A 24,888-nucleotide genomic window follows, 5' to 3' on the forward strand; every position below is an offset into this window, starting at 1 on the left:
TCGATTGGGAGGGTATTTATTCATATTTTGAGATTAGGGGATATAATGCGGATCGATGACTACGGTCGGGATACCGTGGCAGATATTGATTTGGATGCTATTGCCCACAATGTTTCACAGGTACGCGATTCTCTACCGATGGCGGGTCAGTTGATGGCTGTTGTCAAGGCGGATGCGTATGGTCATGGTGCAATTCCCGTGGCCCGCGTTGCCCTGGCCGCTGGTGCACGGCGTTTGGCGGTAGCGATGGTAGATGAGGCTCGTGAGTTGCGGGGGGCAGGGGTGTCGGCTCCTATCCATGTGCTTGGGGTGGTCCCATCACGTAGCTTGCCCTATGCAATCCGGGCCCGTTTGGTGTTGACGGTTACGTCCATGTTGCATTTACGGGCCATGCGGGAGATTTCTGATGCCGAGAAAAAGTCCCTTGAGGTTCACCTTAAGGTGGATACGGGCGTAGGCCGGTTGGGTCTCGATCCGGATGAGGTTTTGGCCGCCGTGAGATTTTGTGAGGGGAGTCGTTGGTTGCGTTTACAGGGTATTATGACGCATTTTGCCACGGCGGATGAGGAGGATCCTGCTTACCTAAAAGGGCAGGTGGAGTTATTTTCACGTGTGATAGAGGGATTGGAATCTGTTGGGGTTCACGTTCCTTGGGTGTATGCATCGAATACCGCCGGGGTACTACGGAGGGAGTGGGTTCCGTTCCGGCAGATGGTGCGTTTAGGGATTGGTATGTACGGTATTTGTCCAGCACCCTTTTTGCAGAAGGAGGGATGGGAGTGGAGGCCAGCCCTCACACTTCGTTCCAAGGTGACCACTGTGCGAAAATTACGTTTGGGTAGTAGTGTAGGGTACGGCCGTGCGTATGTAGCACGTGGTGATGAATGGGTGGCGACGGTTCCTATTGGATATGCGGATGGAATTCGTCGGGATGTGGGGCAGAACGGTGGGTATGTGCTGATCAAGGGGAGACCGGCACCCATTCTAGGAGTGGTTTCCATGGATCAGTTGACGGTAAACGTAGTGGATCTCTTGCCCGTTTCCCCTGGTGAGGAAGTAGTGGTATATGGTCGTCAGGGTGATGCTGAGATACGGGTGGAGGATGTGGCTCGGCGACTGGGAACGATTTCGTATGAGCTTCTGTGCGCGGTGGGGCGCCGGGTGCCCCGTCAGTATTTGCAGGCTGGCAAGGTAGTTGCGCGGGCCAATTTCCTTTCATCCCTAGGGGATGGGGATTGCGGGGATCCCTGTTTTTGATGAATTTGTTATTCTTATAGATCAAGTACCACGTTTTGACCTGTATTCGCATAGTCATGGGGTAGGTTCATTTCTGCAAGCGAATGGAACGGGGCTTGTGTGTGTTGGGCGGGTTACTTAGGGGGTAGGAAAAGGGGTTCAGACCTGGAAGTGGTAGGGGGAAAACAGCACGCATAGGTGAGGTGGGTTTGGTTTGGTTTTTGGATCCTCGATATGTGGTGGGTAGTGATGTATGTTTTTGCAGATATTTCTCCACAATGGTAATATTGAGGATGGGGATGGCCATCGATGATGCTTGAGCTGGGGGTGCGTTCGTTGTCCGGCACAGAAAAGATTGTGATTAGCTTGCCCAGGAACCTTTTGCAAGAGGTGGATTGTATGGTTCAGAATAATAAATCGAACAGGAATGATTTCATACGGCGGGCTACTAGAATGTATCTGCAAGATTGCAAGAAACGTTGTATACGTGAAATGATGCAGAGAGGTTATATGGAGATGGCGAGAATCAATTTGAGCATTTCTGCTGAGGCCTTTTTAGCCGAAGAAGAGGCGGAAGGTACGTTGGATCGACTGGTTAGTGGGGTGTAGAGGTCTTGATTGTGAAGCGTGGCGATGTATATTTTGCAGATCTATCCCCGGTGGTAGGATCCGAGCAAGGTGGCGTGCGGCCCGTGTTGGTGATTCAAAATGATATCGGGAACCGCTTTAGTCCCACCGTCGTCGTCGCTGCTATTACGGCACAGATCCAGAAAGCCAAGTTACCAACCCATGTGGAGATTAAGGTGGAGTCTTGTGGTTTGGACCGTGATTCCGTCATCTTGCTGGAACAAATCCGAACGATTGATAAGCAGCGGTTGACGGATAAAATTACCCATCTTGATGATGAAATGATGGGTAGAGTAAGCGAATCACTACAAATAAGCCTGGGTTTAATTGATTTTTAATGGAGAGGGTTTGCTACTCATGTTCCTAAGGCGTGGCCCCTATAATGGTAGGGGAAGGTTAGTTTTTTATTTTGTGGTGTGAACAGGGGATTGTGCCTTGATGGGAATAGGGTTGCACTCCCAGAACGTGTCTTTCTGTATGGATGAAGAATTGAGGTGAATTTCTTACCACGAGGTTTGAGGTATTATCTTTTATACATAATGTGTTTTTTCTTATTTTGTTTGATTCGGGTTTATTCTTGCGTGGGTTCGAAGGTCTTTTTTCCCTATTTTAACTGAATATTTTGTCTAAAATAGATGGGGATAGTAGGATCCTCGGGGTTCATTGGAATATAATCCGAATTTTTTATTTAGGGTATTCTTAATAATAACCAAAGGGCCTCCCAGGGGGCTCTCCTTTTGTAGGGAACGTTGGGCAGCATCCGAACGGGTGTGTGCATTTTCCGGGGGAATTTTTAGTCCTACCCTTTCGACCCATTCGGGTGTCTTTTTCCTGCATTTTTTAAGTATAATTATTTTATTAATTTTTATATATAGAAAATTCGTTTCTGTCCCCCCGTCCAGTACCGTGCAATTCCTGTGGGGAATGCTCCGTCTATGAATCTAGTCTCACCCTTTGGTAAAGCAATTGATAACATAATAACATTTTATTATGACACCATTCCTGTTTTGTATCTTCGGGGGCAGCATTCCGTTGGGGGTGTGAACTTCTGAACAGGGGTTTGGGGGAGAATCCCCCCATTCGGGGTCAAAAAGGTAGGACCAAAAATCCCCCCGGAAAATGCACACACCCGTTCGAATGCTGCCATGTGATTCTTCTGGTTCAGAGGGTTGCTTTTTCTGTGAACTGCTGTATAGTTTAGTATATCGTCCATTTCTTTTTCTCCCTTCCATTCAGAAATATACCTGATTTTAGTGGGTTTAGTATGCGTCCGGTAGGGGATTAGGAGCTTTGTTTATGATAACTTCTAGATTACTCCAATACTAAACCGAGGTACCTTCGCTTATGATACCCTGTAGGTTTATATTTTGTAAGAAGGAGGGTATGGTGGGTACCTGCATCTACCACTATGAAAAATAAATAAGGATTAATCGTGGTTTTCATTGAGGTAAATAAGGTAGAGAATGGCTCCAATATCGATACAGGAATGAGACTGTATTCGGGAAAGATTGAGGGATATTTCGTGTGAAGATATGGCTCCGTCATTGAAGAGGGTAGCAGCATGATACGCTATCCTTCGATTTTCCGACCTACACATTCAAGCCTAAGTAGGTTTGTGATATGATCCGAAATGGGATATGTGAGTTTTATTCTGCTTATCAGTCAGGAATCTGAAAAATAGATGGACAGATAAAGGGAATGGGAATTTGTTGGAGAAGGGATATGGGTTCGTGTGAGATAACGGGGCTGCTTTATTTTATAACTAAGTAAGGAAGTGGGAAATGTTTCTGTAAAAATGCATTGCAATGGGTGAAAGGATAGGGTACGTGGATAAGTTCAATGAAAACTTAAAATACCCTCCCCACAGGGTTTGGTCTTCTGTTTTTGTTTTTGTGTTTTTAGGGATATTTTTTCATATGATGATGCTTGTGCATGCTTGGTCAGTAATTTGGGGGAAGAGTGACTTTGTTTATCTTTTGATATATACCCTGGGGTTCTCTATTTTATTTTTATTTTCTCTTTTGCAAGCAGGAGGATCTTCTCGCACTCTTTGGGAAGAAAAAGGTCGTTGGTATTACATACGCAACCAACTTTTTATGGTAGGTTCTTACAGAAAAAAATGCTTTTTTATATATAAAAATAGGGGCTTTTCTAGTTTTAGGTGGTATTTTATATGGAATTTAGGTCCTGCGTGGTTTTTGACGTCGTTATTGCTTTACTATTATTTAGAGCCAGTATGGGAATCAAATTGGTTGCTGACCGCGGGAATTCTTGGGTGGTGCATATTCCTGAAGTTGCAAGTGATGCAGGAGCGTAAATGGTGTTCGGGAGCAGGTCGTGTGGATGATAATTTTATAAACATAAGAATATTTCATTTTTTAATATTATATCTAGTTCCTATTCATCTTTTTAGTATTTTTGGTAGTTATTTACCACCTTACTTCCAAGCATCTATCCTCATTTTGTTGATATCTCAATGTTCTAATTCTATTTTCCCCGCGTGGTTGCATATTTATTTGGGGCAACGCACTACTCCAGATCTAAATTTTAGATTTTGGACATTGCTTGATTTTTATGGTGATTTTGGAAATAATACCTCTAACTGGCCTGGTTCACCAAGGAAAAATAATATTATAGATATATTGTGTTTCTTCGGATTCTTGTGCTTTATATTCGGTTTATTCCTGTGGTTTATTTTGTTTAATTATTTTATATAATATACATTATTTTTATAAAAATATAACATCACGCTGTGTGGTCGGGAATTCTGGGTGATATCCCTTTTTCGGTTGTAATCTCCCCCTGGTTGTTTTTCTTGGGTTCCCCATCCTCCGGAAAGGGTCTCCGGATTTCAATGGGTAAGGGGCGGAAAGGGCCTAATTTTTGAATATTTTTTATGTAATTTTTTTATTTGATACGTATATATCATATGGCCTAACGTTTGCCTTATCCATTTGTGAAATACATTCTGTATTTCATTTTTAACTATATTTATTCTAAATAGGATGTGATATTCCAAGCAAATCCTCTACAAAAACATGGTACTAATTACACTTATTTTACAAATATATTAATAAAATAATTTTTATGTATGATATAAACATACGCCGAGCTGAGCTATGGGAGGGCTGATCGTCTTCAGGTCGTAAAAACTTAGGAGATAATGGGGGGGATAAAGGGGGCCAGCTCATCGGATTGGTTCTAGAAAGATCAAAACTATGTGGGGTGGGGAGAGTCGTAGGACGCGAGAGGATTCAGTTCTGTAAGGGGCCCGGTTAAAATACTAGATTTACCTCGATGGGGAGTTTATGAAAAAATTTATTTAGTAAAAATATTTTTATTGTTGTTACATCACAGGTAATCCCATATGTTTATGGATTTCAAATTGTAATAACTATGTAAAGTTTACATTTATTTTATAAATAATAGAATTAAGAAGAAAAGGAAATTAATCTAGGACTACCTGTGGTGGCATTCGTTCATTATTTTATGAAACCTTACGCTTCTTCCTACCTCGTTTACAAAGATGACGATTGCATCGTACAAGCAAGAGGTTTACATAATTTTGATGGTTCTTGATGCCATAGATTTGGCGTGATATGGGCTTGATTGCACAATTTTTCCCTTCTACAAAACCGTTGTCGATTTTATGAAGGTGATAGTTAGATATACTCCTCACTTTCATTCCAAGACAGGCTTTTTGCTGCGTTCTGAATCTCCTTGTATTTTGGATCTCAGTCCCTCCTCTATGAATTCATGGAGGGCATCACGAGACGTTTGAACATCGGGGAAAGGGTTGATTGTACTATCTCCCAATTTTTTCCACATACTCGTAAGTCTTCCCAAGGTGGGACCAGTGAGCTATGCTCTTCAAAATTCCCTCGAGAAAAGCTCTTTTTTGTTCATCCAACCCTTCTCTGTACCGAACAACGGATAAGGAGGATCTCACTGATTTCTTTATTTTTGATAGATGGTGCTTATCCCATAAAAGTTTTGTGTTAATTAGGATGAGATCATTGTATAAATTCCAAAGCTTTCTTCTATGTAATTCCCAAGAATCCCCTTCTTTGTACGAGGATCGCACAACGATAATCTTACGATACTGTTCCATCAGTTCCTCGCTGTGTCCCAGTATTTGTAAAAGTACTAGCTTATTCTCGTAGGTAAGACGTTCTTTATAATCGTCCTCCACCACATCTCTGAATAGCCGGTCTATAGCCGCTGTGAATTTCCTGTTACCTAAGGCTTGTTGTAAGGGGGGATGGAGGGCGTAATCCCTTATATTTTGAATGATAGGGGGGCATGGTACATTAGGATCAATCCCCTTATCTTTATTTGGTTATCATGAGTGTCCCTTCTACAGAAATATCTAGCATATTCATAATAGGGTATTCCCATACAAATTTCAACGTTGTGCCTATACACTATTCATTTTTAACGAAAAGTACAATAAAAACTCCAGGTCCATATTCTGAATGGAACATATTCAATTTTAAATTCATTTATACTGAGCGAAACATTGCAGTATGGGTATGTTGATTCAATTCTTTCTGTTGTCTTTTTTATTATGAATCATAAAAAAATAGGACCATCCTAGGTCTTCCTGGTTCCATAACCATTAAAGTACGGAGACCCCTTATCGGATATCCACTCTCTTCTGTCCCCGTTATCACCAAAAACAGCAAGAAAGAACGGACCAGAAGACAGCATGAACTATAGGGATTGGGAAGAAAGCAGAAATAGTATGGGATCATGTATATTTCGCGATTTAGATCGAAAATTCTGTAAAGTAGGAATCGCCTTTTTTCCCAATCCCTATAGGATTCATAATAAAAATGGATGAGAGGAGGCCGGAGGACAGGAACGAATTTTCTATCTATATAAATTAATAAAATAATTATGATTTAAAAAATGCAGGAAAAGGTCACCCGAGGGGATCAGAAAGATGGGACCAAAAATCCCACGGAAAATACACACACCCGTTCGGATGCTGCTCCTCTATGAGGAATGGTCGTACAGCGGGGGATTTTCCCTCACAAGGGGTGGAAGGGAGCCTTTCGATTGTCGGGGAGTGATTTCGATGGGGTCCATAATCCCCCTATTTTTTTCATGTGCTTTCCCCTCTAGGGTTTGTCAAGAGAGAGAACGTTTTCTGCGGCTCGTGTGAGTCGATCATGCACAGTGGCGAAGTCTGGTTTGTCCGGGGGGGCTTGTACTAGGATCCGGGTTACTGGGTAGGTATCACAATGGCGGAGCGTTGCATAGAGAACCCGTCCCGCTCGTATGGGATCCCCAGGGTAGGCAAGGTAAACATGGTCATGGATCCTGATAGGCATAGGCAGTAGCTTGGCATGGGTGAGGAATGCTATACGTTTACCATTATTTTCTTCTATTTTTGCATATTTGCACATATAGGAATGGACCGATTTCTCGGAACCCTTCAGAAGGTGTAGGGGGGTACGAGGGGCATAATGTCGGTATTTTAAACCCGGTGAGCGGATAATCCTATCCTGCGGATTTTTGGGGGTGTTCACTACGATGTCGGGAATGATTTTTCGTAGATCATCGATTGGGAAGGAGCCAAGACGTAGGACGCGAGGGGGAACTTCACTCCCGTCTATCACGGTGGATTCCAAACCCCAATGGGTAGATCCGGCTTCTAGAATGCCCTCAATCTTTTCTTGCATATCGGTTAGAACATGATCGGGATGGGTGGGGCTAGGTCGGCCTGATAGATTGGCGCTGGGAGCGGCCACAGGGCTGGGAATCTTCTGTAGGAGTGCTTGGGCGATAGGATGATGGGGTACGCGGACGGCAATGGTAGGGAGGGAGGCGGTTGCTAAGGGGGATACGTTGGGTATCGTACCCTTCAATACCCAGGTGATAGGTCCTGGCATGGTAGTCTCCAGGAGGTCTTGTAATCGATAGGGGAGTTCAGGAAGGGAGTCGAGGATACGTTGTACACTGGCAAAATGGAGAATCAGGGGATTGTCATGGGGTCTATTTTTAGCAGCAAAAACGCGTTGAAGGGCACGGGTGTGGGTGGCTAGTGCCCCTAAACCGTAGACGGTTTCCGTGGGAAAGGCTACGATTCCCCCTTCCTGTAGATATTGAGCGGCCATTTGAACAGCGTTGTCCTTGGCATAGTCTGCAACAGTGGAATGACTACGGGAGGGTGTCCAACGGGGAGTGGGGGTCAAAGGGGTTCGCCTCCTTTCCGTGTTTTAGGGGTAAGATAGGGTCTCATTTGGTCTGCGTGGGTGCGAATGGAATCATCCTTGGGAATGATGAGGTGGACATGTTGCGTTCAGGATCGCAATCTGTTTTTCCTTTCCTTTCTCCCCCCTGCCTGGTGGGGGAGTCTTTTCGGTTCTATGACAACCGTGGTACGATGATGGCTAGGGAAAAAGATCGCCATGCTTAAGGAAAGGATGCAGGGAGCCCATGGAAAAGAGACTTGCGTCTTTGCAGGAAAGGTACCAAACCCTGGAAAAAAAATTGTGTGATCCAGACGTACTGCGTGATCAGCAGTTGCTGAAGGCGTATGCAAAGGAACGGGCCGAGCTGGAACCCATTTGTCAGATCTATACAGAACAACTGAACCTTCAGCAGCAAATGCAGGAGGCGGAGGTATGGTTGAGGGAGACTGATGATCACACAACACGTACCTGGTTGGAGGGGGAGTTGCGAACGTTAGAGGGTAAACTTCAGGAGGTTCAAAAACGGTTGCGTACCCTGTTACTGCCTAAGGATCCGCATGCCGATAAAAATATCATTCTGGAGATCCGGGGGGCCGCGGGTGGGGAGGAGGCAGCTCTTTTTGCCAGTACATTGTATCGCATGTATATGCGATACGCGGAGGAAAAGGGTTGGAAGGCGGAACTATTGGAAAAAAACTTCACCGAACTGGGCGGATTCAAGGACGTTCTCGTATCCATTCAGGGTAGGGGGGCTTACCAACACCTCAAGCACGAGAGCGGTGCTCATCGTGTTCAGAGGGTGCCCACCACGGAATCCGGCGGTCGGATTCATACCTCAACAGCTACCGTCATGGTACTACCCGAGGCGGAAGAGATCGAGGTTGTCATTGATGAAAAGGATTTGCGTATCGATACCTTCTGTTCCAGTGGTCCGGGTGGGCAGAGTGTCAATACCACCAAATCAGCCGTGCGGGTTACCCATATTCCTACGGGATTAGTGGTATCTTGCCAGGATGGGAAATCACAAAACATGAACAAGGCCCAGGCCCTTCGGGTATTACGGGCACGTTTGCTAGATCGGAAACACCAAGAGGAGGAAGTTAGGCGTTCCCATGAGCGACGGTCGATTGTGGGAACAGGAGACAGGAGTGAACGCATCCGCACCTACAACTATCCGCAGGGGCGCGTCACTGATCACCGTATTCATCTTACCTCCCATCGCCTGGATGCCGTTCTGGATGGTAATTTGGACGAATTCATTCAGGCTTTACTTTTGTTTGAACAGGAAAAATTGCTTTTGTTTCAGGAAAAGGGGGATGCAAATGGAGGGGGGAGGGAATCATGAACCCACGATGCTGCCATTTCACGTTTATTTTCGGGGTAGTCAAGGAATTGCCTTGGAGCCCCCACCTGCTCCATCGTAGTGGATCGTTACGTGGATTGTGGATTGTGGTTTCATGAGGGAAGTCATCTCGTGTGAGGGGAAGTCAGCGGGTGGTTCCTGGAGTAAGGTGTATCGTTCCCTCGTCTCCTTCCTACACAACCTGAATCTTCCGCAGGCAGAGGGGGATGCTGAGTGGATTCTCTGTACCCTTTTGAGGGTGCGACGGACAGAGTTTTGGCAATCTTTGCCCATGCAGTTTCCCCCTGATTTGTGGGATAAACTTTGCACTATAAAGGGTCGCTTACTTCAAGGAGAGCCCCTTCCCTATATTTTACGCAGAGCTTGGTTTGCCGGGCAAATATGGTACACTCGTCCAGGGGTATTGATCCCCCGCCCGGAGACTGAGGAGGTTGTGCAACAAACTCTGGAGGTTACGAAAAACTGGGCGGATACACCGCTTCAGGCTGTAGATGTGGGTACAGGGAGTGGGATTATTGCAACTTGTCTTGCTCAACAAAGACCCTCTTGGTCCCTCTGGGCTATTGATTCCTCCTCCCTAGCTGTACGGGTGGCTAAGCGAAACGTTTGTGCTAGGGGGTTACAGGGAAGGGTGAGGGTGTGTCGAGGTCATTATCTGCAAGCCCTTCCCACCCATACAACCATACGCCTCTTAGTGGCAAATTTGCCCTACATTTCCACATCCCTGTTGCCCTGTTTACCCCCTTCTGTGGCCGCATACGAACCTGTCCATGCTCTGGACGGGGGACTAGATGGTTTGCAATCCTATCGGGTTCTCCTCCAGGAATGGAGGGATCGTGGTCCCTCTCCCCCCTGGAGAATGATTTGTGAAATCAGCCCTGAACAACATGGGGCTATTCTGGAACTCTTTCAGGGAAATTTTCCCTCCGCCCGGTATACTGTGGAAAGGGATCTCTCGGGACGGCCCCGTATTGCTATGATGTGGCAGGATTCCTGTGGGTAGATGGGGAATGGTATCCTTCGTGCCAAGGGGGGTTGAGGGATATCCTATGATTTTGATTTCCTGGGATGGTCCCAATTTCCTCGTACGATACCTTCGGAACGTTTTTATAGATGGACGAATATACTCATGGTGAGGATGCGGAAAGTAATATCAAACTCATTGCAATATTTTATGATGCCAATACGGAAAGAAACGTTCTGGTAATTTCCGCCCAGGAACATTCGTTCCTGGAATTTGGTTATCTCCTCGATCTGCAATGAGATCTAATTAAAATAGTAGATTTATTTGGTAGTACTTGCCCTTTCATCAATACCCCCGAGGAGCGTATCGACACGATTTTTTTACAACTATAGATAATTTGCGATGTAGATAATTTATCGATATTTTTATGATGTTCCCTACATATCATAACTATATACAATGGGTTGAAAAAATATGGTAGAAATGATGAAAGATACGTCCATCATTATTGTACAATCCTCTTTCGGGGTATCCCTTTTCGGAGGGTTACGTTTTCCTACGCTTCTCCCGCGGTAATGGGAATAAATTTCCCCCCTTCCCCTGCCGTGGGGGGTGTTCCAGTCTTCGGGCGTCATTATGGACAGCCCAGCCTTTTAGCTTCTTCCTATCATTCCCTTACGTCAACCCCGGGATCAAAAGAGGCAACATTTTTACATATAAATTTATGATTAGAAATAGTATGATATAAAATATTATATAAAATTTATTTAAATAAAAGGGCATTTTCCTATCGTTATCCCCCCATCACAGAAAATATGGAATGGAGAGATCAAGATCTTTATAAAAAATATTCGTTATCGTTCAAATTAGAATATTTTTGCATTCTTTTTGTATTTTTATTTTATATTATAAATATTTTATGTATTGTGTATATACACGATCTTCCTAGATGATGCCGGAAGGGGGGCCTCCTCCTATGTAATTTGAAAATATTAACAATTTTTAAAATTAATAATGGAACCGTATTCCTTCATGAATTTTACCTTTATAATGGTATCGATCAGAAAGTATATCTTGGGGGACTTGCGGGTCGTGTGGGGGATCCGGAATTACCTATTGTTGGAAGTGACACTATAATATTTGGATGCAATTATGACATATCCCAATGGGTGGTTAGTATATTATTTATTTCTAAATTATTTGTATTTTTAAGGGGTGCGAGTAGAGAAATGAAGGGAAAGTGGATTCTCCCCCTGTTCTTGTTAGGACTCCATATCATGATTCCCCCCGACGTGGTCGGGGGCGATTCGGTACATCATCCGTCGCAATCGTCGGGGGAGTCGTTGCTTTCCCCGACATTAGGGCCATCCCCCTCTTCTTCCCCCCGTTTTTTTTCACCCCCTTTGCCCCGGGGTTCTTGGCCTCCCCGTCCCCCCCTGCTGTTGCCCCCTTTGCGGTTGTTTTCCCTACCGTCCCCTTTCCATTCGTCTCCCCGATCCTTACCCCCTTCGTCTTCACCGTCGTCATCACCAATGCCATCCACGGGGCCGTTATTCCGTCGTCCCTTATCGTCGTCGTTTTTGCCCTCGTCCTCGTTGCCTCCGTCGGGGGAGGGGAACCTGTCTTTCGGTTGGACTCAGGGGAAATCATCCCAACAGGATGGGGATACATCAGGGACCCGGATCCATCTACAGCAGGGGAGGGTACAAGGAGGGGGGAGTACACGGTCTACAGAACCACGGTCCGCGGAACCGGGGGGAATCCATAGTTTGGCGCCAGAAATAATCTCCCGTTTGGGTCCGGAGTCCATTCCTCATCTGCAGCCGTACCAGTTGCAGTACCTAGGGGGGCGTCAATTGCAATATTTGACACCCCAGCAGATACGGCATTTGGGTCCTCGGCAAATACCGATGTTGCAGGATTCGCAAATACAGCATTTAGATTCCTTGCAGATACGGTATGTGAGATCGAGGCAGTTGAAGTATCTAACACCAGGGCAGATCAAGGGATTGAATCCAATGCACCTGACGTATCGACAGATTCAGTTGCTTCCTTTACCGGAGTCCCTACGGTCTCAACTCCTGGCGGATCAACGTAGGCTGTCGTTATCACCATCGGGAATACGGCAATTGGGGCCGGCCGAAATCCCCTACTTGGGTCCGAATCAAATCCCCTATTTGGAACAGTGGCAATTGCAGCACTTGAGGATGGATCAGGTTCCCTATCTGACACGTAAACAGCTACAGTACTTGACAAAGCAACTCGTTGCGCAAGGGCAATATGAACTATTGTTGCCGGGGCAGATTTCCCATTTGGGTCCTGAGGATATCCCCCGTTTGGGCCCGGAGCAAATTTCCCACCTGGGTTCGGGTCAGGTGCGATATCTAGATCCTGGGCAGGTTCCTCATCTGAGTCCTGAGCAGATTCCCCATTTGGTGCGGGGGCAACTACAGCACCTGAGTCCGGGGCAGATCCCCCACCTAGGGTCGGGACAGATACGGTATCTGGGCCCCGAGCAGATTCCCCATTTGAGTCCCGAGCAGATCCGTTATCTGAGGCCAAGGCAGATAAGGGATCCTGGATCTTCACAGGGAGGGAACCTGGTACCGGAGCAGAAGCGGTCTTCAGGCTTCCGGAGAGTTTTTACATCGGCACAATTTCAGAACCAAGAGGAGCCACTGGCTTCATCACCGGGCCCGGGTACCTATCCATTACTGGGAATGGATATGTCGACTACGGGAATAACAGAAAATCGGTTGTTTTCAGTACCAAGGGAACCTTGGGAAGTACAGGGGACATCAGTACCAAAACATGATCGGCCGTCCACTAGTTCCCTCATCGAGGAAGCGGATGCTATGATAGAGGCGAGAATAGCAGAATTGCAATCGTCGTCCCGTACAGCTTCATCTCCACCGGGACGCGACCAACACAGGGGCGGTGGACGGGACAGGAGGCAGCAATTCCGTGGCCCGGAAGCGGGGCCTAGTACATCCCGGGGTTCCAGTTCAGCAGGGCTTTGCGAGGATGGGGTTGGTAAGGGGTTGTCTGGGATTTGTGGGGATGTCCTTTATAGGGGAAAGGTAGGCATGAAACGTGGCGGTAATAAGGGGAAGAGTGTAGGGGGGAAGAGAAGGGTGGGGGGTAAATCAAAACAGTGGTCCAAAACGTAACTTTGTATTTGTATGGAATTCCCTTAGAAAGGGTAGGGGGGAGATGATTCCTTCAGGGTGTTGGTGCAAGTGAGGGCGGCGGTAGCAGTTACCACCCCAACTACATCATTTTTTCTCCCTAATATCCATATAAATAAAATTTTAAAAAGATAAAATAACTTGACAAATAGACGGGAACCGAGAAGGGGGGTTTTGTTTCTGCACAATCTCCGTTCATAGGAAGTTTGAGGGGAATAGGATGGATTGGAATGACATAGTTTCTTGATGGCCGTACTCTATGGGTACGGGTGATTCATGCCTAGGACGACCCTCTTTTCGTTGATCATCGATGAAATGGGTAGGGGGGAGAACCCCGTTTTCTTTGTGAGCTGATGGAACAAATAGCTTGCCCATTCCCACACCTTTTTCGTAAAGTAAGAGTGGGGGGTCTCGTGTGGTGATGGGAACCGTTGTTCGTTTTTCATTGAGAGGGGGCAGCATGCGTAATATTCTCTTTGTTTGTACAGGGAATACCTGCCGCAGCCCTATGGCTGCAGCGTTCCTACGGAAACTGGCCAGCGAGTATTCTATAGATTTAGAGGTTCGCTCTGCGGGTACCCATGCAGTGTTGGATGCTTCCATTTCGGTTCAAGCATCTAAGGTTTTGCGGAAATACGGTATTACAGATGTGGAGCATAGGGCTTCGCCCTTGCGAAAGGAATTGATAGCATGGGCAGATGTGATCTTTGTTATGACGGAGGCGCATCGCCAACAAATTATCGCGGAGGATATGGTAGCGGAAAAGATACATGTTCTTGGTTTGCGAGTTTCATCCGATTCCATGGAGGTAGGATCTCCCGAGGGTATTGTGGACCCCTTTGGTGGTAGTGAGGCTGTTTATGAGCAATGTTTGCAATCGATTGTGAAGGCCCTTTTGTGGTTCATGGAAAAGGAGGAACTTGTACCCCGGGGGGTTTTTCCATCCGTGGATTCGGGGAGAGGGGAGAAGGGATGAGTCAACAGGTTGTACTGGGTTCTGATCATGCAGGGATTGGGTTACGGACCTATCTGGGCCAGCAAATTCAGAAAAATTTTCCCAATAAGTACCGAGTGGAGGTGATAGGCCCACAGGAGGGACAAACTGTCGATTATCCAGATATTGCCCTCATAGTGGGGCAAAAGGTTGCATGTGCAGGATCCTGTGGGGTCTTGATTTGTGGGACGGGGGTAGGGATCTCGATAGCTGCTAATAAAATCCCTGGGATTCGTTGTGCCCTGGTCAGTGATTCCTCCACAGCACGTCTCAGTCGGGAACATAATGATGCTAATATAGTAGCTCTTGGAGCACGTATCCTTGGTTATGGTTTGGCGTGGGATATTACGGTAACATGGTTGAGGACGCCTTTTTCTGAGGGCGATCGTCATCGACAAAGATTAGCATCCATTCAGCATATGGAGAGTGGGATATGTGGATCGGTACTAACACCACCGGGCCATTCACGGTAGTCGATGACGAACGTCTGCGCGGTGTGTCTGGTGGTCCTTCATGCTCTGGGATGATGGTTCGTCGGCAAGGAAAATGGGGGATCATCGGAACCCCGAAATGGTAGGGGGTTGTGGGCTCAAGGTAAGTTCTGAAGGGAGGATGACTATGTATGATTCCCAGATCGAGGATTTGTTGGCACGTGAATTAGAACGGCAGAGAGGGCAATTGAACCTAATTGCCTCCGAAAACTTTGTCAGTGAGGATGTTCTTAGGGCGGTGGGAACAATACCCACAAACAAATATGCGGAGGGTTATCCTGGCAGACGGTACTATGCGGGTTGTGAGTATGTCGATGGTATGGAGGATTTAGCCCGTCAGAGGGCTTTGAGGCTTTTTCCGGGGTCGGAGTATGTCAATGTGCAGCCCCATTGTGGGACCCAGGCTAATATGGCCGTCTATTTTTCTCTTCTTGAACCGGGAGATGTGGTCATGGGGATGAATCTTGGTCACGGTGGTCATTTAACCCATGGTAGCCCCTATAATTTCTCAGGGAAATTGTACAAATTTATTCCCTATGGTGTAGACAGTGAGACTCATAGAATCGATTATGATCAGGTGCTTCTTTTGGCCGAAAAGCACCGACCTAAGTTGGTGGTGTCAGGGGCTAGTGCTTATCCACGTGTGATTGATTTTGAGCGTATGGCGGCGATCGCCCAATCTGTGAATGCTTTCCTACTGGCTGATGTGGCCCATATTGCGGGTTTGATTGCAGGTCAGTGTCATCCTTCCCCCTTTCCTCACGCTGACTTTGTTACGATGACTACTCATAAGACCCTTCGCGGGCCCCGGGGTGGGATGGTTTTTTGTCGAAAAGAAATGGCGTCCCGATTGGATCGTGGTGTTTTTCCCGTGGTGCAGGGGGGACCATTTATGCATGGGATTGTTGCTAAGGCGGTGGCCTTTCAGGAGGCTTTGCAGCCTGATTTCGTGGAGTATGCCCATCGAGTTGTTGCCAACGCGCGATCCTTAGCAGATTCGTTGCAGGAGGGGGGTATTTCCCTGGTTTCAGGTGGTACGGACAATCATCTGGTGTTGGTGGACACACGCGGGGTAGAACTGACGGGCAGGGAAGCGGAGGCGATTTTGGAGGAGGTGGGCATTGTCGGAAACAAAAATATGATACCCTATGATTCGCAGGCCCCTATGGTTACGAGTGGTATGCGTTTTGGAACAGCTGCTCTAACAACGCGTGGTTTAGACGCAGAGGATATGCGGAGGCTTGGGGGGTGGATTGCGGCTCGTCTTCGTAACCCTGGATCCAGAGAGGTGGCAGACACGATTCGCATGGGGGGGAGGGAGTTGTTGGCTTCTCATCCCCTGTACGAGGGTTTAGGATGATCCTTTGATTGTAGCTCATGAGTACGAATGGATTGCTTTAGATTCTCCTCATACTATGAATACCACGGATCGGAGGGATCATTTTTTATGGGTGGGGCAGGTACTTATTTTTCAATCCATAATCATCAATTATTGGGAAGGTGGTTGCATCGGTGGAACATCCGTCCTTACATATTCTAGACCATCCTCTGATTCAGCATAAGCTTACCTACATTCGTGACAAAAATACGGGCCCTAAGGATTTTCGGGAATTGTTGCAGGAGATATCCTCTTTGATGGCTTACGAGCTGACACGTCACATGCCTATGACGGATAAGAGGGTAGAAACTCCTGTGTCGTCTACTGTTGCTCGCGTTCTTACAGGAAAAAAGGTTGGTTTGGTGCCTATTTTGCGAGCTGGTTTGGGGATGGTGGATGGTGTTTTACAAATGATACCGGCCGCTAAGATAGGACATGTGGGTTTGTATCGTGATCCGGATACCATGCGGCCTGTTCACTACTATGCAAAACTGCCGACGGATATCGAAGAGAGGGATTTCATTGTTATGGATCCTATGTTGGCTACCGGGGGCTCTGCCTCAGCTACGTTGCAAATCCTACATGAAAAGAAGGTGCGTAGTGTACAGCTGATGTGTCTTGTGGCTGCACCAGAGGGTGTGGAGAGGGTATTGCGGGACCATCCTCATACACCGATTTACGTAGCATCTGTGGATGAATTTCTGAATGAGCGGGGATACATTGTGCCAGGTTTGGGAGATGCTGGCGATCGATTGTTTGGTACGCAATAAGTAATTATTCTTTCACGGTATCATTATGAGAGTGAATGAGGGTTGTTTTTCATTGTTGTTTTTACGTGGTTCTTATGGAATCGATTGTTTGCTGAACCCGATACAGACTGGGGTTTATGGGTTGCATCCTCTAAATCTAGTGTCGGGGATCCCGGGGGGTGCTACCGCAGAAAAACAATATTAAACTTATGGTTCTACCGCGGAAAGAAACGATCCAACAATTATCGCCCAGGGCATTGGTTTTGAAAATTTGGTTCTCTCCTCGACCTACTAATAAAATTAAGTAAATGTAGCAAGGTCATTTGATAGTACTTGCTCTTTCATTCAATGCCCCCTCAGGAACTAAAGCAGCACGATATTTCATAATAAACAGTTTATTTATATTATTATGTATTAACCCATGATAATTACATTTTTATTGGTTAAAAAACATGGTAATAAATAAGGGAAAAGCCATCTGACCTTGCTACATAGTCCTCCTTATCCATATAAAAACATTAGGGTGACTAGAGGACAGATGGCCTTCCAGTTCCATGGGACCGTGCAATTTCTTGTGAAGAATGCCCTACCTATGAATCTAATCCCACCTTTTGGTAAAGCAATTGAGTAACATAATAACATTTTGTCATGACACTGTTCCTGTTTTTGTATCCCCGGGGGATTTATCTTATATTTATAAAGGTTCCTTTGATCACTAATTTATGGTAAATTCAGAAAATAATGGGCTGGACAGGACGCTACCCCCGCGTGATTTTAGAGGTGTAATGGATCTTGGGATGGGCGGATACCCAGTCCGATGCTGGAAGGATCGTACCACATAGGTTACCTCGGAACTAGGCAGTGGGATTCTTGAGAGGGAATACAGAATCCCCGTTCCGTGGGAAAACTTGTCGGATGGAGGGAGTTTCCCAGGGAAAAACCGTCGTGGCGCCTTTAGACGGATTTTTCCCGAAAGGTGCTAGCTAGAAATCAAGGGTGTGGACATCGTCCATACCACCCTGCCCTTGTTCCGTGCATAAGAGGGGATGAAAGTCATAAGCCGTGGTGGGGAGAGGTTCTCCCCGTTCGAAATTTCGGACTCGTAGTCAGCAGGGATCGAAAGGAGATTCCTCGGCAGGTAATGGATTGGGGTTCCCTTTTTGTTTCCCCACCCAATAGAAAGCGGTAAGCATCAATTCCTTCATCGCTACCTCAAGACCAACGAATCCACCTTTTTTGCTATTCGTTCTCTCACGAAACAAAGCATTCAGCGGTTCCGTGTAGTTCGTGGACAGTATATAGGGCAGAAGTATGGGGTTTTGGGTAATGGATGATGCCGCTTGTAAGCTCAGGGAGATTTTTTTAGGACTGAGCCTTTCCCATGCTTCGCACGTCGCCTTATTTCCAAACCGATACTTCCCTGCACACTCAGACCACCGTTCTAGTGCCTGTCCCATATCCCCAGACCGTAAGACGTAAGAAGCGTCCTTAGCCATTTCCTTCTTCATACTTTTAGGAGCTGCATTCATGATGTTACGAATCGCGTGAACGTAACACCGTTGGTGAACCGTATGGTGAGGAAAATGCTTGCGTACAACTAAGGGAAAAGCCCTATGCCCATCTGTGGTAACGATACGTATATCGTTGACATTCAAGCCCCGTTCCTTTAGTTTCCCTATATGCTGATCATAGGATTCCACATTCTCATCAGGCGAGGGGGTGATCCCTATTATATCCCGCCTCCCCTCCGCCGTGATACCCGTGCTGACTGCGATCGCCTTCGAAACATAACGACCCTCCTCCCGAATGGGAACAAAGAGGGTATCCATACCTATGGCTGTATATACTGTCGTGCTCAGATCCCTTTCGAAATATTGTATAGCATCGTTGTAATAAGGTTGCAACCATTGCGAAAGCGTTTCCGGGGACGTCCGAAGGTTGAATCCTTCCTCCAGTAGTTTACTACTATTTCGCAAGGAGAGGCCCGGAAGATAAAGACGATAAATGAAATCTTTGAGGGTATTCTTTGCACTCTGATAACGTGGTAACGAGTACGGTGAAAATTCCCATCTTGTCCTAGGAACCTCTAGATCTAATTCCCCAAACAGTGTGCTATATCCGCGATGATAGACCCCATTCCCCTCATCCTGGGGATGTTCCAGACAATGGAGGGTTCGATCTACACGCATGCGTAAGTTACATAGGTCCTCGACAATGGGTTTCTAATTCTTTGGGTCGGTTAGAGGGTCTATCTCTGGGATCCATACGTTTTTTAACAATCCAATCAGCGCCCGCACCAAAATACTACCACCGTCGTGATGGAACATAAGGCTAGTAACGTCATTCAGGGAAAGGGAATCCTTCGTTTTTTCCTTGTGATTCGATGGGCAACACAGTGATAACAGTTCCTCAATCAGACGCCTAGATTCCTCCCACTCCTTGGGACCCCATGAGGTAATCCCCTCCTTGAGATCATCGAAAAAACGTTGAGCACGTAAGAATCGATCCCGAGTTTTTGGATCGTGCAATTGATGATATCCATCCCCTTCGGATCGTACATTCCCCGGACCTTTATCTTTTCCGTCACGCAAAGTTATGGATGGAGAATCCTCGATCAGTGGATTGGGTTCCGTTTCTTGGGGGGCAGGGGACGGATTCGTACTATGTAATTTCCCAATCTCACTGGCTACCGCAGACCATTTTGTGTCCTTATTTCCTGCTGCCATTGCCGTTGCCTTGTTGGCTAGGGCCAGCTTCTCGTTTGCCATTGCCATTGTCTCGTTGGCTAGGGCCAGCTTCTCGTTTGCCATTGCCATTGTCTCGTTGGCTAGGGCCAGCTTCTCGTTTGCCATTGCCATTGTCTCGTTGGCTAGGGCCAGCTTCTCGTTTGCCATTGCCATTATGGTCCTATCGGTTAGAATCAGTTTCTCATCTAGTAAGACATTATGGCTATGACAGAAGGGACACGTACTTTTCAGTGTTTTTCCACAATACGGGGAGTCAATGGACCGGTCGCCTATCTTCATCGAATTTCTAGCTATCCATGACTCTTCTTTTTGGATATTGATTTTTCCTGATAATGTTGTATTATGGTTGTGGATGCTCATGTTTTCCCTCCTCTGGGTTTATTGTTTGTTGGTGATCAATATTCTACCAGAGGTAGGGGGCATGAGTTATCCCCTTTTTACATAATAACGCTTCATTCCTTTTCACTGCAGATCGTGCCCTATTTGTTGATCAGATCGCTTTGTCCATGGTAATGGAACCTTGTTCCATCTTATCCGTAATGTTGACAACATTACGGATTTTTTGTTGTTTTTGTACGTACCATAAACAGGATGGATCTTACTACAACACAATGTTCGTCTTCCGCGCAAGGACCTAGTAAAATTTTATAAAAATTCATATGAAATAAGATAAATCCCCCGTGGATACCAAAACAGGAACAGTGTCATAACAAAATGTTATTATGTTACTCAATTGCTTTACGAAAAGGTGAGACTAGATTCATAGATAGGGCATTCCCCACAAGAAATTGCACGGTCCCTGAAGAGAGCGGAGACCCAACGGATTTCATAAAACAGGTTGTTTTATGATTTCAAATCAGTATATAATTAGCAAGCGGATATATAAATCAATACTGGAGGATTTGGACGGTTTGCTTTCGCTGATCTCCCCGATTCCCACCCGACAGGGTCATGCCTTGCCTTTTCCTAGATCGCTCACAACCGGGGCACTTTTACCCCGGCGGCACTAGGCGGTGGTTTGTAATCTGCTTTACGAAGGGCCAAGCAATCTTCATCTCCTGAGCGACTTCTTGGCACACGCTGCGGAACACAGAGTGCTCTATCTTCCTTTCATATTTGGAATTTTATATTTGAATATATTTTAAAATATGAAGGCAATAGAATGAATAAAATAAATAAGAGATATGCGTTCGCTCTATTTTTTATCGCTCCTACATTATGAGGTCCTTACCATAAATCTGCAGCTTCCCCGCCAGAGAAGCTAGCCGGGCCCTCGATATCCAGAATCTGTCATTCCCATATTCGTTGCCTCCACATGGGGATAGTACGAATGTGGAACAACTTTCCCCAACACCCTCCCCCAGCAGCAACTGTCGGCAAACTCTGGTGGTCAGGAACTGGATCCGATGGGAACAGCTGCGGTAACAACCAAGGAAAACGATTTCGAACGTGATAGACTTAGGGAAAAAAGGTCTCCTATGAAAAGGAAAGGTGCTGGGGGATCAACAAATACGAAAAATGCGTTTGATGATACCAATGGTCGTAGTACCAATACCATTATAAGTGGTGGGTCCGTTGAGGAGGGGGGTAGTTCACGGGAGCAAAAGGACGCACATACTGAATACAGAATATAGCGAGAAACATAAAACAGATTTTTTAGAAAGTTTCTCTTTTGGATCTTGCTAACTTTGCTCGGAAAAACGACATAGATGCCCTTATGGCCGGTAAGCGGTTGCAGAAACAAAAAGAGCAAAAGCCACAACAGGGGGGTAGTTCACAGTCACAGAACCAGCAGCAGACCGCGGAGATACAACAAAAGCGACAGAAATATACTAAACATACTATAGATACATACTATAGATACATACTATAGATGCTATTACAGGGGGATGGTTCACAGTCACAGAACCAGCAGCAGACCATGGGGATACAACAACAACAGCAGTCAGACCCAGTGGATACTATACAGTGGCCCAAGTGGATGGAGCAGCCTTCTGATCAATCATCCACATCGAGGATACAACAGGAAGAAGAGAAACCCACTGACATAATTCCATTGGTACAGTATAAGATGCAACAGATGCAGCGGAAGATGGAGCAAGTGCAAGAGGAGAAAAGGAAGAGGGAGAAAAACTTGCAAATGAATACCTTGCTGCCAATAAAGATGGCGACAAGATCATCCCAGAAGATTTTGCTGCACAAAAAGGCATCAATTCTTATTCCTTAATAACTTCTTTCAAAGAGCGGTTGTTAAATATAAAAGGTTGGAGATTGCAAATGAGTACCTTGTTGCCAACAAAGATGGCAACAAGATCAGCCAGAAAGATTTTGCTGCACAAAAGGGCATCAATCTTACTACCCTCAGGAATTCGGTGCGGATGGCAAGGGGAAGGACGAAAAAAGAGAGGGGGGAAGGGGATCCGAATCTACCATCCACATCATCGGGAACACAACGGGTGTCGAGTCAAAAGTATAGGTAATGCAGACTAGCTATCTTGAAACACCCACCCTCTATCCAATATTTTATCAAAACATATTTAGGTAAACAAACAGAATCATTTTCTTTCTAGGGGAGGATTTGGAATATCGTGGATCAGATTGGTAAAAAAAGATCGGTTCGATCATTTCTTTTCAACAATTATACCCTTTTTTCTTGCGCCCTATGTATGGTATCGTCGTTTGCATTCTCCTGTGTTTCATTAGGGGAGGCGTCAAATTCTGGAGGACAGGGAGACCCATCTCTGCTGGTGGATCCCCCACTGATGGGAAGGAAGGATGGTGGGGTGAATGGTGAGGGGGGACAACCATCACAACCATCACAACCATCACAACCATCACAACCATCACAACCATCACAACCTGCACAACCTGCACAACCTGCACAACCTGCACAACCTGCACAACCTGCACAACCTGCACAACCTGCACAACTTGCACAACCTGCACCCACATCAGAGGGGGGGGGAGGGAAGGATGGGGCCAATGAGGGGATTGCGCATTCTAGGAAGGAACGGTCTTTGTCAGGAGAAGAAAATCAGAGTGGTCTTTCCCAGGGGATGGGGAATGAGGACTTATCGTCCCAGAAATCAGGGAAAGGAAGTGGGGAGTTTGTCGAGGGGGTATTTACCAAAGTGGTTTCGCCCGGATCGGGGTATGAAAACCCGATACAACCATCACAACCTGCACCCACATCAGAGGGGAGAGGAGGGAAGGATAGGGCCAATGAGGGGATTGCGCATTCTAGGAAGGAACGGTCTTTGTCAGGAGAAGAAAATCAGATTGGTCTTTCCCAGGGGATGGGGAATGAGGACTTATCGTTCCAGGAATCAGAGAAAGGAAGTGGGGAGTTTGTCGAAGGGGTGTTTACCAAAGTGGTTTCGCCCGGATCAGGGTATGAAAACCCGACCTCGAATCGGAATCGGGTGAAGAGAGGAGCCCTTCCACTTGTTGTTGGATCGGTCCTAACGACCTCAGATGCGGTGGATATAGGGGGACAGATAACTGGGGCGATGAATAATACCGGTGACATTAATAAGAGATTTTCAAATATTAACAGAGAGATCAGGATGAGAAAGTCCAGAGTGGAGACCCAGAAGAAAAAATTGAAGGACATGAGAAGTAAGGAGGGGGTGTCCAGTCCTAGTGTGCGTCATGAAAGGGGTATATTGCAGCAATATGAGAAGGATTTATATTCTAGTATTAAATTTAAAATAGAGTATCCAGATTCTTCCCTTATAACGGAGATTAAGGGGAGTGAGAGTTCTGCCTTTTGGAGTGTGCTCACTGGGAGGAAGACTGAACTCGTGAATGAAAATAAGAAGTCTATGAGGGAGGGCAACGCACGATATGACAAGGCGTATGAGCATCTCCTTCGATGGGGATTTCGATCGAAGGAGATGGAGCACTGGGCGAAGGGTCGGGAGCACAGGGCGGAGGAATTGGTGAGTAGGATCGTGGAGGAAGAAAAGAGAGCGGAGGAGGGGGAGGATCCACTAGATCCAAGATGTACGGAGGGGCGGTTGGATTGTGCCCAAAAAAAATTGGAGAGAGCGCGGGAGTTGTCCAAGCACGCATCCACATTCGTTGCGAATGTAAAGGATATGATGAGAAACATTAGCGATCCCCTCGTGGGGTGGCACCTCGAGAAAGAGGGCCTTGAGGGTATAGAAAGAAGGTTGGTTACCGTGGCTAGGCCTTTGTGGTACAGAATTATGCAGCATCGGGAAAATGATGGGGGTCGTGGTACGGAAGATTTTGATTCTTTTGAGAAAAAAGTGGAGAGGAATGAGGAACGGACATGGGAACGGGGAGAGGGTGCTTCTAGTGGTTATGAGAGAGGGAAATCGGGGCGGTTGGTACCCCAACCCCTCCCATGGATGAAGAGGAAAGCACCACTGTCGCAGGAGGATCAATTGTTGCAGGATCGGTATCTATCCAACGAGCATCGGCTTAATGAGCGGCGATTGGAATTGATACGTATATACCATAATAGTAGTTGGGTTGATATCCCTAAGGATCTTAGAGCCGATTTGGATAGCATGATGGGGAAAATGTATGAGATGTATGGGGATGTAAAGAATTTAGGGGGTCAGATGTCTGAGGATGAGAAAAGGAGGGTAGATAATCTCATCACTGAGGGCGAGGAGTTAAGAGAGAAGTTGATTGCTGCTGAGCCTAGATTGGAGCTGAGCAATGTACATGAACGTAAGAAGAATGATTACAGGGGCGTACGAATGAGGCATTCACCCCCCGGAGCAGAGGCGTTATCAGAACAAATTTTTGGGCCAATCTACTCCACTGGGAAGAAAAAGTCGATTGCTGCTGAGTCTAAATTTGTGCATAATGACAACAATTCGCTGTTTTCGTGGCTTTCGTGGTTACTACCACCTCCTCATCCTCCTGAGGTGAGTGTGCGGATGTAAAGGACGATTCAACTGTTCTGTACGGATTT

24 protein-coding genes are annotated in these 24,888 nt (G+C 46.3%); 17 read left to right on the plus strand and 7 right to left on the minus strand.

The genetic code is table 11. From position 1 onward, the window contains the following. The first annotated feature begins 27 nt into the window (after nucleotides 1-27). The 4 genes from alr to PPRES148_RS02350 all read left to right on the plus strand — a co-directional run bounded on the left by alr (nucleotide 28) and on the right by PPRES148_RS02350 (nucleotide 4,580). On the plus strand, nucleotides 28-1,257 hold the full coding sequence (gene alr, locus PPRES148_RS02335) for an alanine racemase (RefSeq protein ID WP_223127920.1): 1,230 nt from the start codon (nucleotides 28-30) through the stop codon (nucleotides 1,255-1,257). Nucleotides 1,258-1,545: 288 nt separating this feature from the next. Further along, complete coding sequence (locus tag PPRES148_RS02340; RefSeq protein ID WP_425468235.1) at nucleotides 1,546-1,845, plus strand: CopG family ribbon-helix-helix protein; 300 nt, start codon at nucleotides 1,546-1,548, stop codon at nucleotides 1,843-1,845. A 5-nt stretch (nucleotides 1,846-1,850) separates the two neighbouring features. Continuing rightward, nucleotides 1,851-2,201, plus strand: a complete 351-nt coding sequence (locus tag PPRES148_RS02345) for a type II toxin-antitoxin system PemK/MazF family toxin (RefSeq protein ID WP_149453059.1) — start codon at nucleotides 1,851-1,853, stop codon at nucleotides 2,199-2,201. Between the two features lie 1,488 nt (nucleotides 2,202-3,689). After that, nucleotides 3,690-4,580, plus strand: a complete 891-nt coding sequence (locus PPRES148_RS02350) for a hypothetical protein (RefSeq protein ID WP_149453060.1) — start codon at nucleotides 3,690-3,692, stop codon at nucleotides 4,578-4,580. Nucleotides 4,581-5,350: 770 nt separating this feature from the next. Here PPRES148_RS02350 and PPRES148_RS13250 read toward each other — a convergent pair. The 3 genes from PPRES148_RS13250 to PPRES148_RS02365 form a co-directional block, all read right to left on the minus strand. Further along, a complete protein-coding gene (locus PPRES148_RS13250; protein WP_149453061.1) occupies nucleotides 5,351-5,548 on the minus strand; it encodes a transposase in 198 nt (65 codons plus the stop codon). 120 nt (nucleotides 5,549-5,668) lie between these two features. Next, on the minus strand, nucleotides 5,669-6,055 hold the full coding sequence (locus PPRES148_RS02360) for a hypothetical protein (protein WP_149453062.1): 387 nt from the start codon (nucleotides 6,053-6,055) through the stop codon (nucleotides 5,669-5,671). 931 nt (nucleotides 6,056-6,986) lie between these two features. Next, the gene (locus tag PPRES148_RS02365) at nucleotides 6,987-8,063 is read right to left on the minus strand and encodes an L-threonylcarbamoyladenylate synthase (protein WP_149453063.1); all 1,077 of its coding nucleotides are present in this window, start codon (nucleotides 8,061-8,063) and stop codon (nucleotides 6,987-6,989) included. A 47-nt stretch (nucleotides 8,064-8,110) separates the two neighbouring features. Between PPRES148_RS02365 and PPRES148_RS10580 the strand changes: the two genes are divergently transcribed. From PPRES148_RS10580 to PPRES148_RS02375, 3 genes are all read left to right on the plus strand, one after another. Then, nucleotides 8,111-8,287, plus strand: coding sequence for a hypothetical protein (locus PPRES148_RS10580; RefSeq protein ID WP_223127921.1), 177 nt, complete (start codon nucleotides 8,111-8,113; stop codon nucleotides 8,285-8,287). Between the two features lie 20 nt (nucleotides 8,288-8,307). Next, complete coding sequence (gene prfA, locus PPRES148_RS02370) at nucleotides 8,308-9,408, plus strand: peptide chain release factor 1 (RefSeq protein ID WP_149453064.1); 1,101 nt, start codon at nucleotides 8,308-8,310, stop codon at nucleotides 9,406-9,408. 112 nt (nucleotides 9,409-9,520) lie between these two features. Further along, entirely contained in the window at nucleotides 9,521-10,429 is a 909-nt protein-coding gene (locus PPRES148_RS02375) for a N5-glutamine methyltransferase family protein (protein WP_149453065.1), read from the plus strand. 1,236 nt (nucleotides 10,430-11,665) lie between these two features. Here the strand turns inward: PPRES148_RS02375 and PPRES148_RS02380 are convergent. Continuing rightward, nucleotides 11,666-12,061 carry a hypothetical protein gene (locus tag PPRES148_RS02380; protein WP_223127922.1) on the minus strand — a complete coding sequence of 132 codons (396 nt, stop codon included), beginning with the start codon at nucleotides 12,059-12,061 and terminating at the stop codon, nucleotides 11,666-11,668. 98 nt (nucleotides 12,062-12,159) lie between these two features. Between PPRES148_RS02380 and PPRES148_RS02385 the strand changes: the two genes are divergently transcribed. The 5 genes from PPRES148_RS02385 to upp all read left to right on the plus strand — a co-directional run bounded on the left by PPRES148_RS02385 (nucleotide 12,160) and on the right by upp (nucleotide 17,211). Then, nucleotides 12,160-13,560 carry a hypothetical protein gene (locus tag PPRES148_RS02385; RefSeq protein ID WP_149453067.1) on the plus strand — a complete coding sequence of 467 codons (1,401 nt, stop codon included), beginning with the start codon at nucleotides 12,160-12,162 and terminating at the stop codon, nucleotides 13,558-13,560. Between the two features lie 439 nt (nucleotides 13,561-13,999). Beyond that, a complete protein-coding gene (locus PPRES148_RS02390; RefSeq protein WP_246142946.1) occupies nucleotides 14,000-14,554 on the plus strand; it encodes a low molecular weight protein arginine phosphatase in 555 nt (184 codons plus the stop codon). Then, nucleotides 14,551-15,045, plus strand: a complete 495-nt coding sequence (locus tag PPRES148_RS02395) for an RpiB/LacA/LacB family sugar-phosphate isomerase (protein ID WP_149453069.1) — start codon at nucleotides 14,551-14,553, stop codon at nucleotides 15,043-15,045. Before PPRES148_RS02390 ends, PPRES148_RS02395 begins: the two co-directional genes overlap by 4 nt. A 139-nt stretch (nucleotides 15,046-15,184) precedes the next feature. Continuing rightward, the gene (locus PPRES148_RS02400; RefSeq protein WP_149454196.1) at nucleotides 15,185-16,423 is read left to right on the plus strand and encodes a serine hydroxymethyltransferase; all 1,239 of its coding nucleotides are present in this window, start codon (nucleotides 15,185-15,187) and stop codon (nucleotides 16,421-16,423) included. A 152-nt stretch (nucleotides 16,424-16,575) separates the two neighbouring features. Next, the gene (gene upp, locus PPRES148_RS02405) at nucleotides 16,576-17,211 is read left to right on the plus strand and encodes a uracil phosphoribosyltransferase (RefSeq protein ID WP_149454197.1); all 636 of its coding nucleotides are present in this window, start codon (nucleotides 16,576-16,578) and stop codon (nucleotides 17,209-17,211) included. 1,085 nt (nucleotides 17,212-18,296) lie between these two features. Here upp and PPRES148_RS02410 read toward each other — a convergent pair. Both PPRES148_RS02410 and PPRES148_RS02415 read right to left on the minus strand, forming a co-directional pair. Continuing rightward, nucleotides 18,297-19,379 carry an IS256 family transposase gene (locus tag PPRES148_RS02410; protein WP_149453070.1) on the minus strand — a complete coding sequence of 361 codons (1,083 nt, stop codon included), beginning with the start codon at nucleotides 19,377-19,379 and terminating at the stop codon, nucleotides 18,297-18,299. A gap of 33 nt (nucleotides 19,380-19,412) precedes the next feature. Next, nucleotides 19,413-20,297, minus strand: coding sequence for a hypothetical protein (locus PPRES148_RS02415; RefSeq protein WP_149453071.1), 885 nt, complete (start codon nucleotides 20,295-20,297; stop codon nucleotides 19,413-19,415). Between the two features lie 1,118 nt (nucleotides 20,298-21,415). On the opposite strand from PPRES148_RS02415, the gene PPRES148_RS10585 reads away from it, so the two are divergent. From PPRES148_RS10585 to PPRES148_RS02430, 4 genes are read left to right on the plus strand one after another with little or no spacing between them, the layout of a single operon-like run. Then, nucleotides 21,416-21,571, plus strand: coding sequence for a hypothetical protein (locus tag PPRES148_RS10585; protein WP_187820419.1), 156 nt, complete (start codon nucleotides 21,416-21,418; stop codon nucleotides 21,569-21,571). Nucleotides 21,572-21,609: 38 nt separating this feature from the next. Beyond that, nucleotides 21,610-21,810, plus strand: coding sequence for a hypothetical protein (locus PPRES148_RS02420; protein WP_149453072.1), 201 nt, complete (start codon nucleotides 21,610-21,612; stop codon nucleotides 21,808-21,810). Next, nucleotides 21,811-22,164 (plus strand): hypothetical protein, encoded by a 354-nt coding sequence (locus PPRES148_RS02425; RefSeq protein ID WP_149453073.1) that lies wholly within the window; start codon nucleotides 21,811-21,813, stop codon nucleotides 22,162-22,164. Nucleotides 22,165-22,201: 37 nt separating this feature from the next. Continuing rightward, nucleotides 22,202-22,417 carry a hypothetical protein gene (locus PPRES148_RS02430; protein WP_149453074.1) on the plus strand — a complete coding sequence of 72 codons (216 nt, stop codon included), beginning with the start codon at nucleotides 22,202-22,204 and terminating at the stop codon, nucleotides 22,415-22,417. Between the two features lie 151 nt (nucleotides 22,418-22,568). On the opposite strand, the gene PPRES148_RS10590 is transcribed toward PPRES148_RS02430, so the two are convergent. Then, nucleotides 22,569-22,874, minus strand: coding sequence for a hypothetical protein (locus tag PPRES148_RS10590; RefSeq protein ID WP_187820420.1), 306 nt, complete (start codon nucleotides 22,872-22,874; stop codon nucleotides 22,569-22,571). Between the two features lie 80 nt (nucleotides 22,875-22,954). On the opposite strand from PPRES148_RS10590, the gene PPRES148_RS02435 reads away from it, so the two are divergent. Further along, complete coding sequence (locus PPRES148_RS02435; RefSeq protein WP_187820421.1) at nucleotides 22,955-24,859, plus strand: hypothetical protein; 1,905 nt, start codon at nucleotides 22,955-22,957, stop codon at nucleotides 24,857-24,859. Nucleotides 24,860-24,888 lie beyond the last annotated feature (29 nt).

Origin of the sequence: Pasteuria penetrans (assembly GCF_900538055.1) — a bacterium.
Taxonomy (GTDB): Bacteria; Bacillota; Bacilli; order Thermoactinomycetales; family Thermoactinomycetaceae; genus Pasteuria; species Pasteuria penetrans.

Excerpts from the sequence above, each read along its gene's own strand:
- PPRES148_RS02340 (WP_425468235.1), top strand. The coding sequence starts at position 1,546 with ATGATGCTTGAGCTGGGGGTGCGTTCGTTGTCCGGCACAGAAAAGATT.
- PPRES148_RS13250 (WP_149453061.1), bottom strand. The coding sequence starts at position 5,548 with ATGAAAGTGAGGAGTATATCTAACTATCACCTTCATAAAATCGACAAC.
- prfA (WP_149453064.1), top strand. The coding sequence starts at position 8,308 with ATGGAAAAGAGACTTGCGTCTTTGCAGGAAAGGTACCAAACCCTGGAA.
- PPRES148_RS02375 (WP_149453065.1), top strand. The coding sequence starts at position 9,521 with ATGAGGGAAGTCATCTCGTGTGAGGGGAAGTCAGCGGGTGGTTCCTGG.
- PPRES148_RS02380 (WP_223127922.1), bottom strand. The coding sequence starts at position 12,061 with ATGTATCCCCATCCTGTTGGGATGATTTCCCCTGAGTCCAACCGAAAG.
- PPRES148_RS02390 (WP_246142946.1), top strand. The coding sequence starts at position 14,000 with ATGGGAACCGTTGTTCGTTTTTCATTGAGAGGGGGCAGCATGCGTAAT.
- PPRES148_RS02395 (WP_149453069.1), top strand. The coding sequence starts at position 14,551 with ATGAGTCAACAGGTTGTACTGGGTTCTGATCATGCAGGGATTGGGTTA.
- PPRES148_RS02400 (WP_149454196.1), top strand. The coding sequence starts at position 15,185 with ATGACTATGTATGATTCCCAGATCGAGGATTTGTTGGCACGTGAATTA.
- PPRES148_RS02410 (WP_149453070.1), bottom strand. The coding sequence starts at position 19,379 with ATGCGTGTAGATCGAACCCTCCATTGTCTGGAACATCCCCAGGATGAG.
- PPRES148_RS02415 (WP_149453071.1), bottom strand. The coding sequence starts at position 20,297 with ATGAGCATCCACAACCATAATACAACATTATCAGGAAAAATCAATATC.
- PPRES148_RS10585 (WP_187820419.1), top strand. The coding sequence starts at position 21,416 with ATGAAAAGGAAAGGTGCTGGGGGATCAACAAATACGAAAAATGCGTTT.
- PPRES148_RS02425 (WP_149453073.1), top strand. The coding sequence starts at position 21,811 with ATGCTATTACAGGGGGATGGTTCACAGTCACAGAACCAGCAGCAGACC.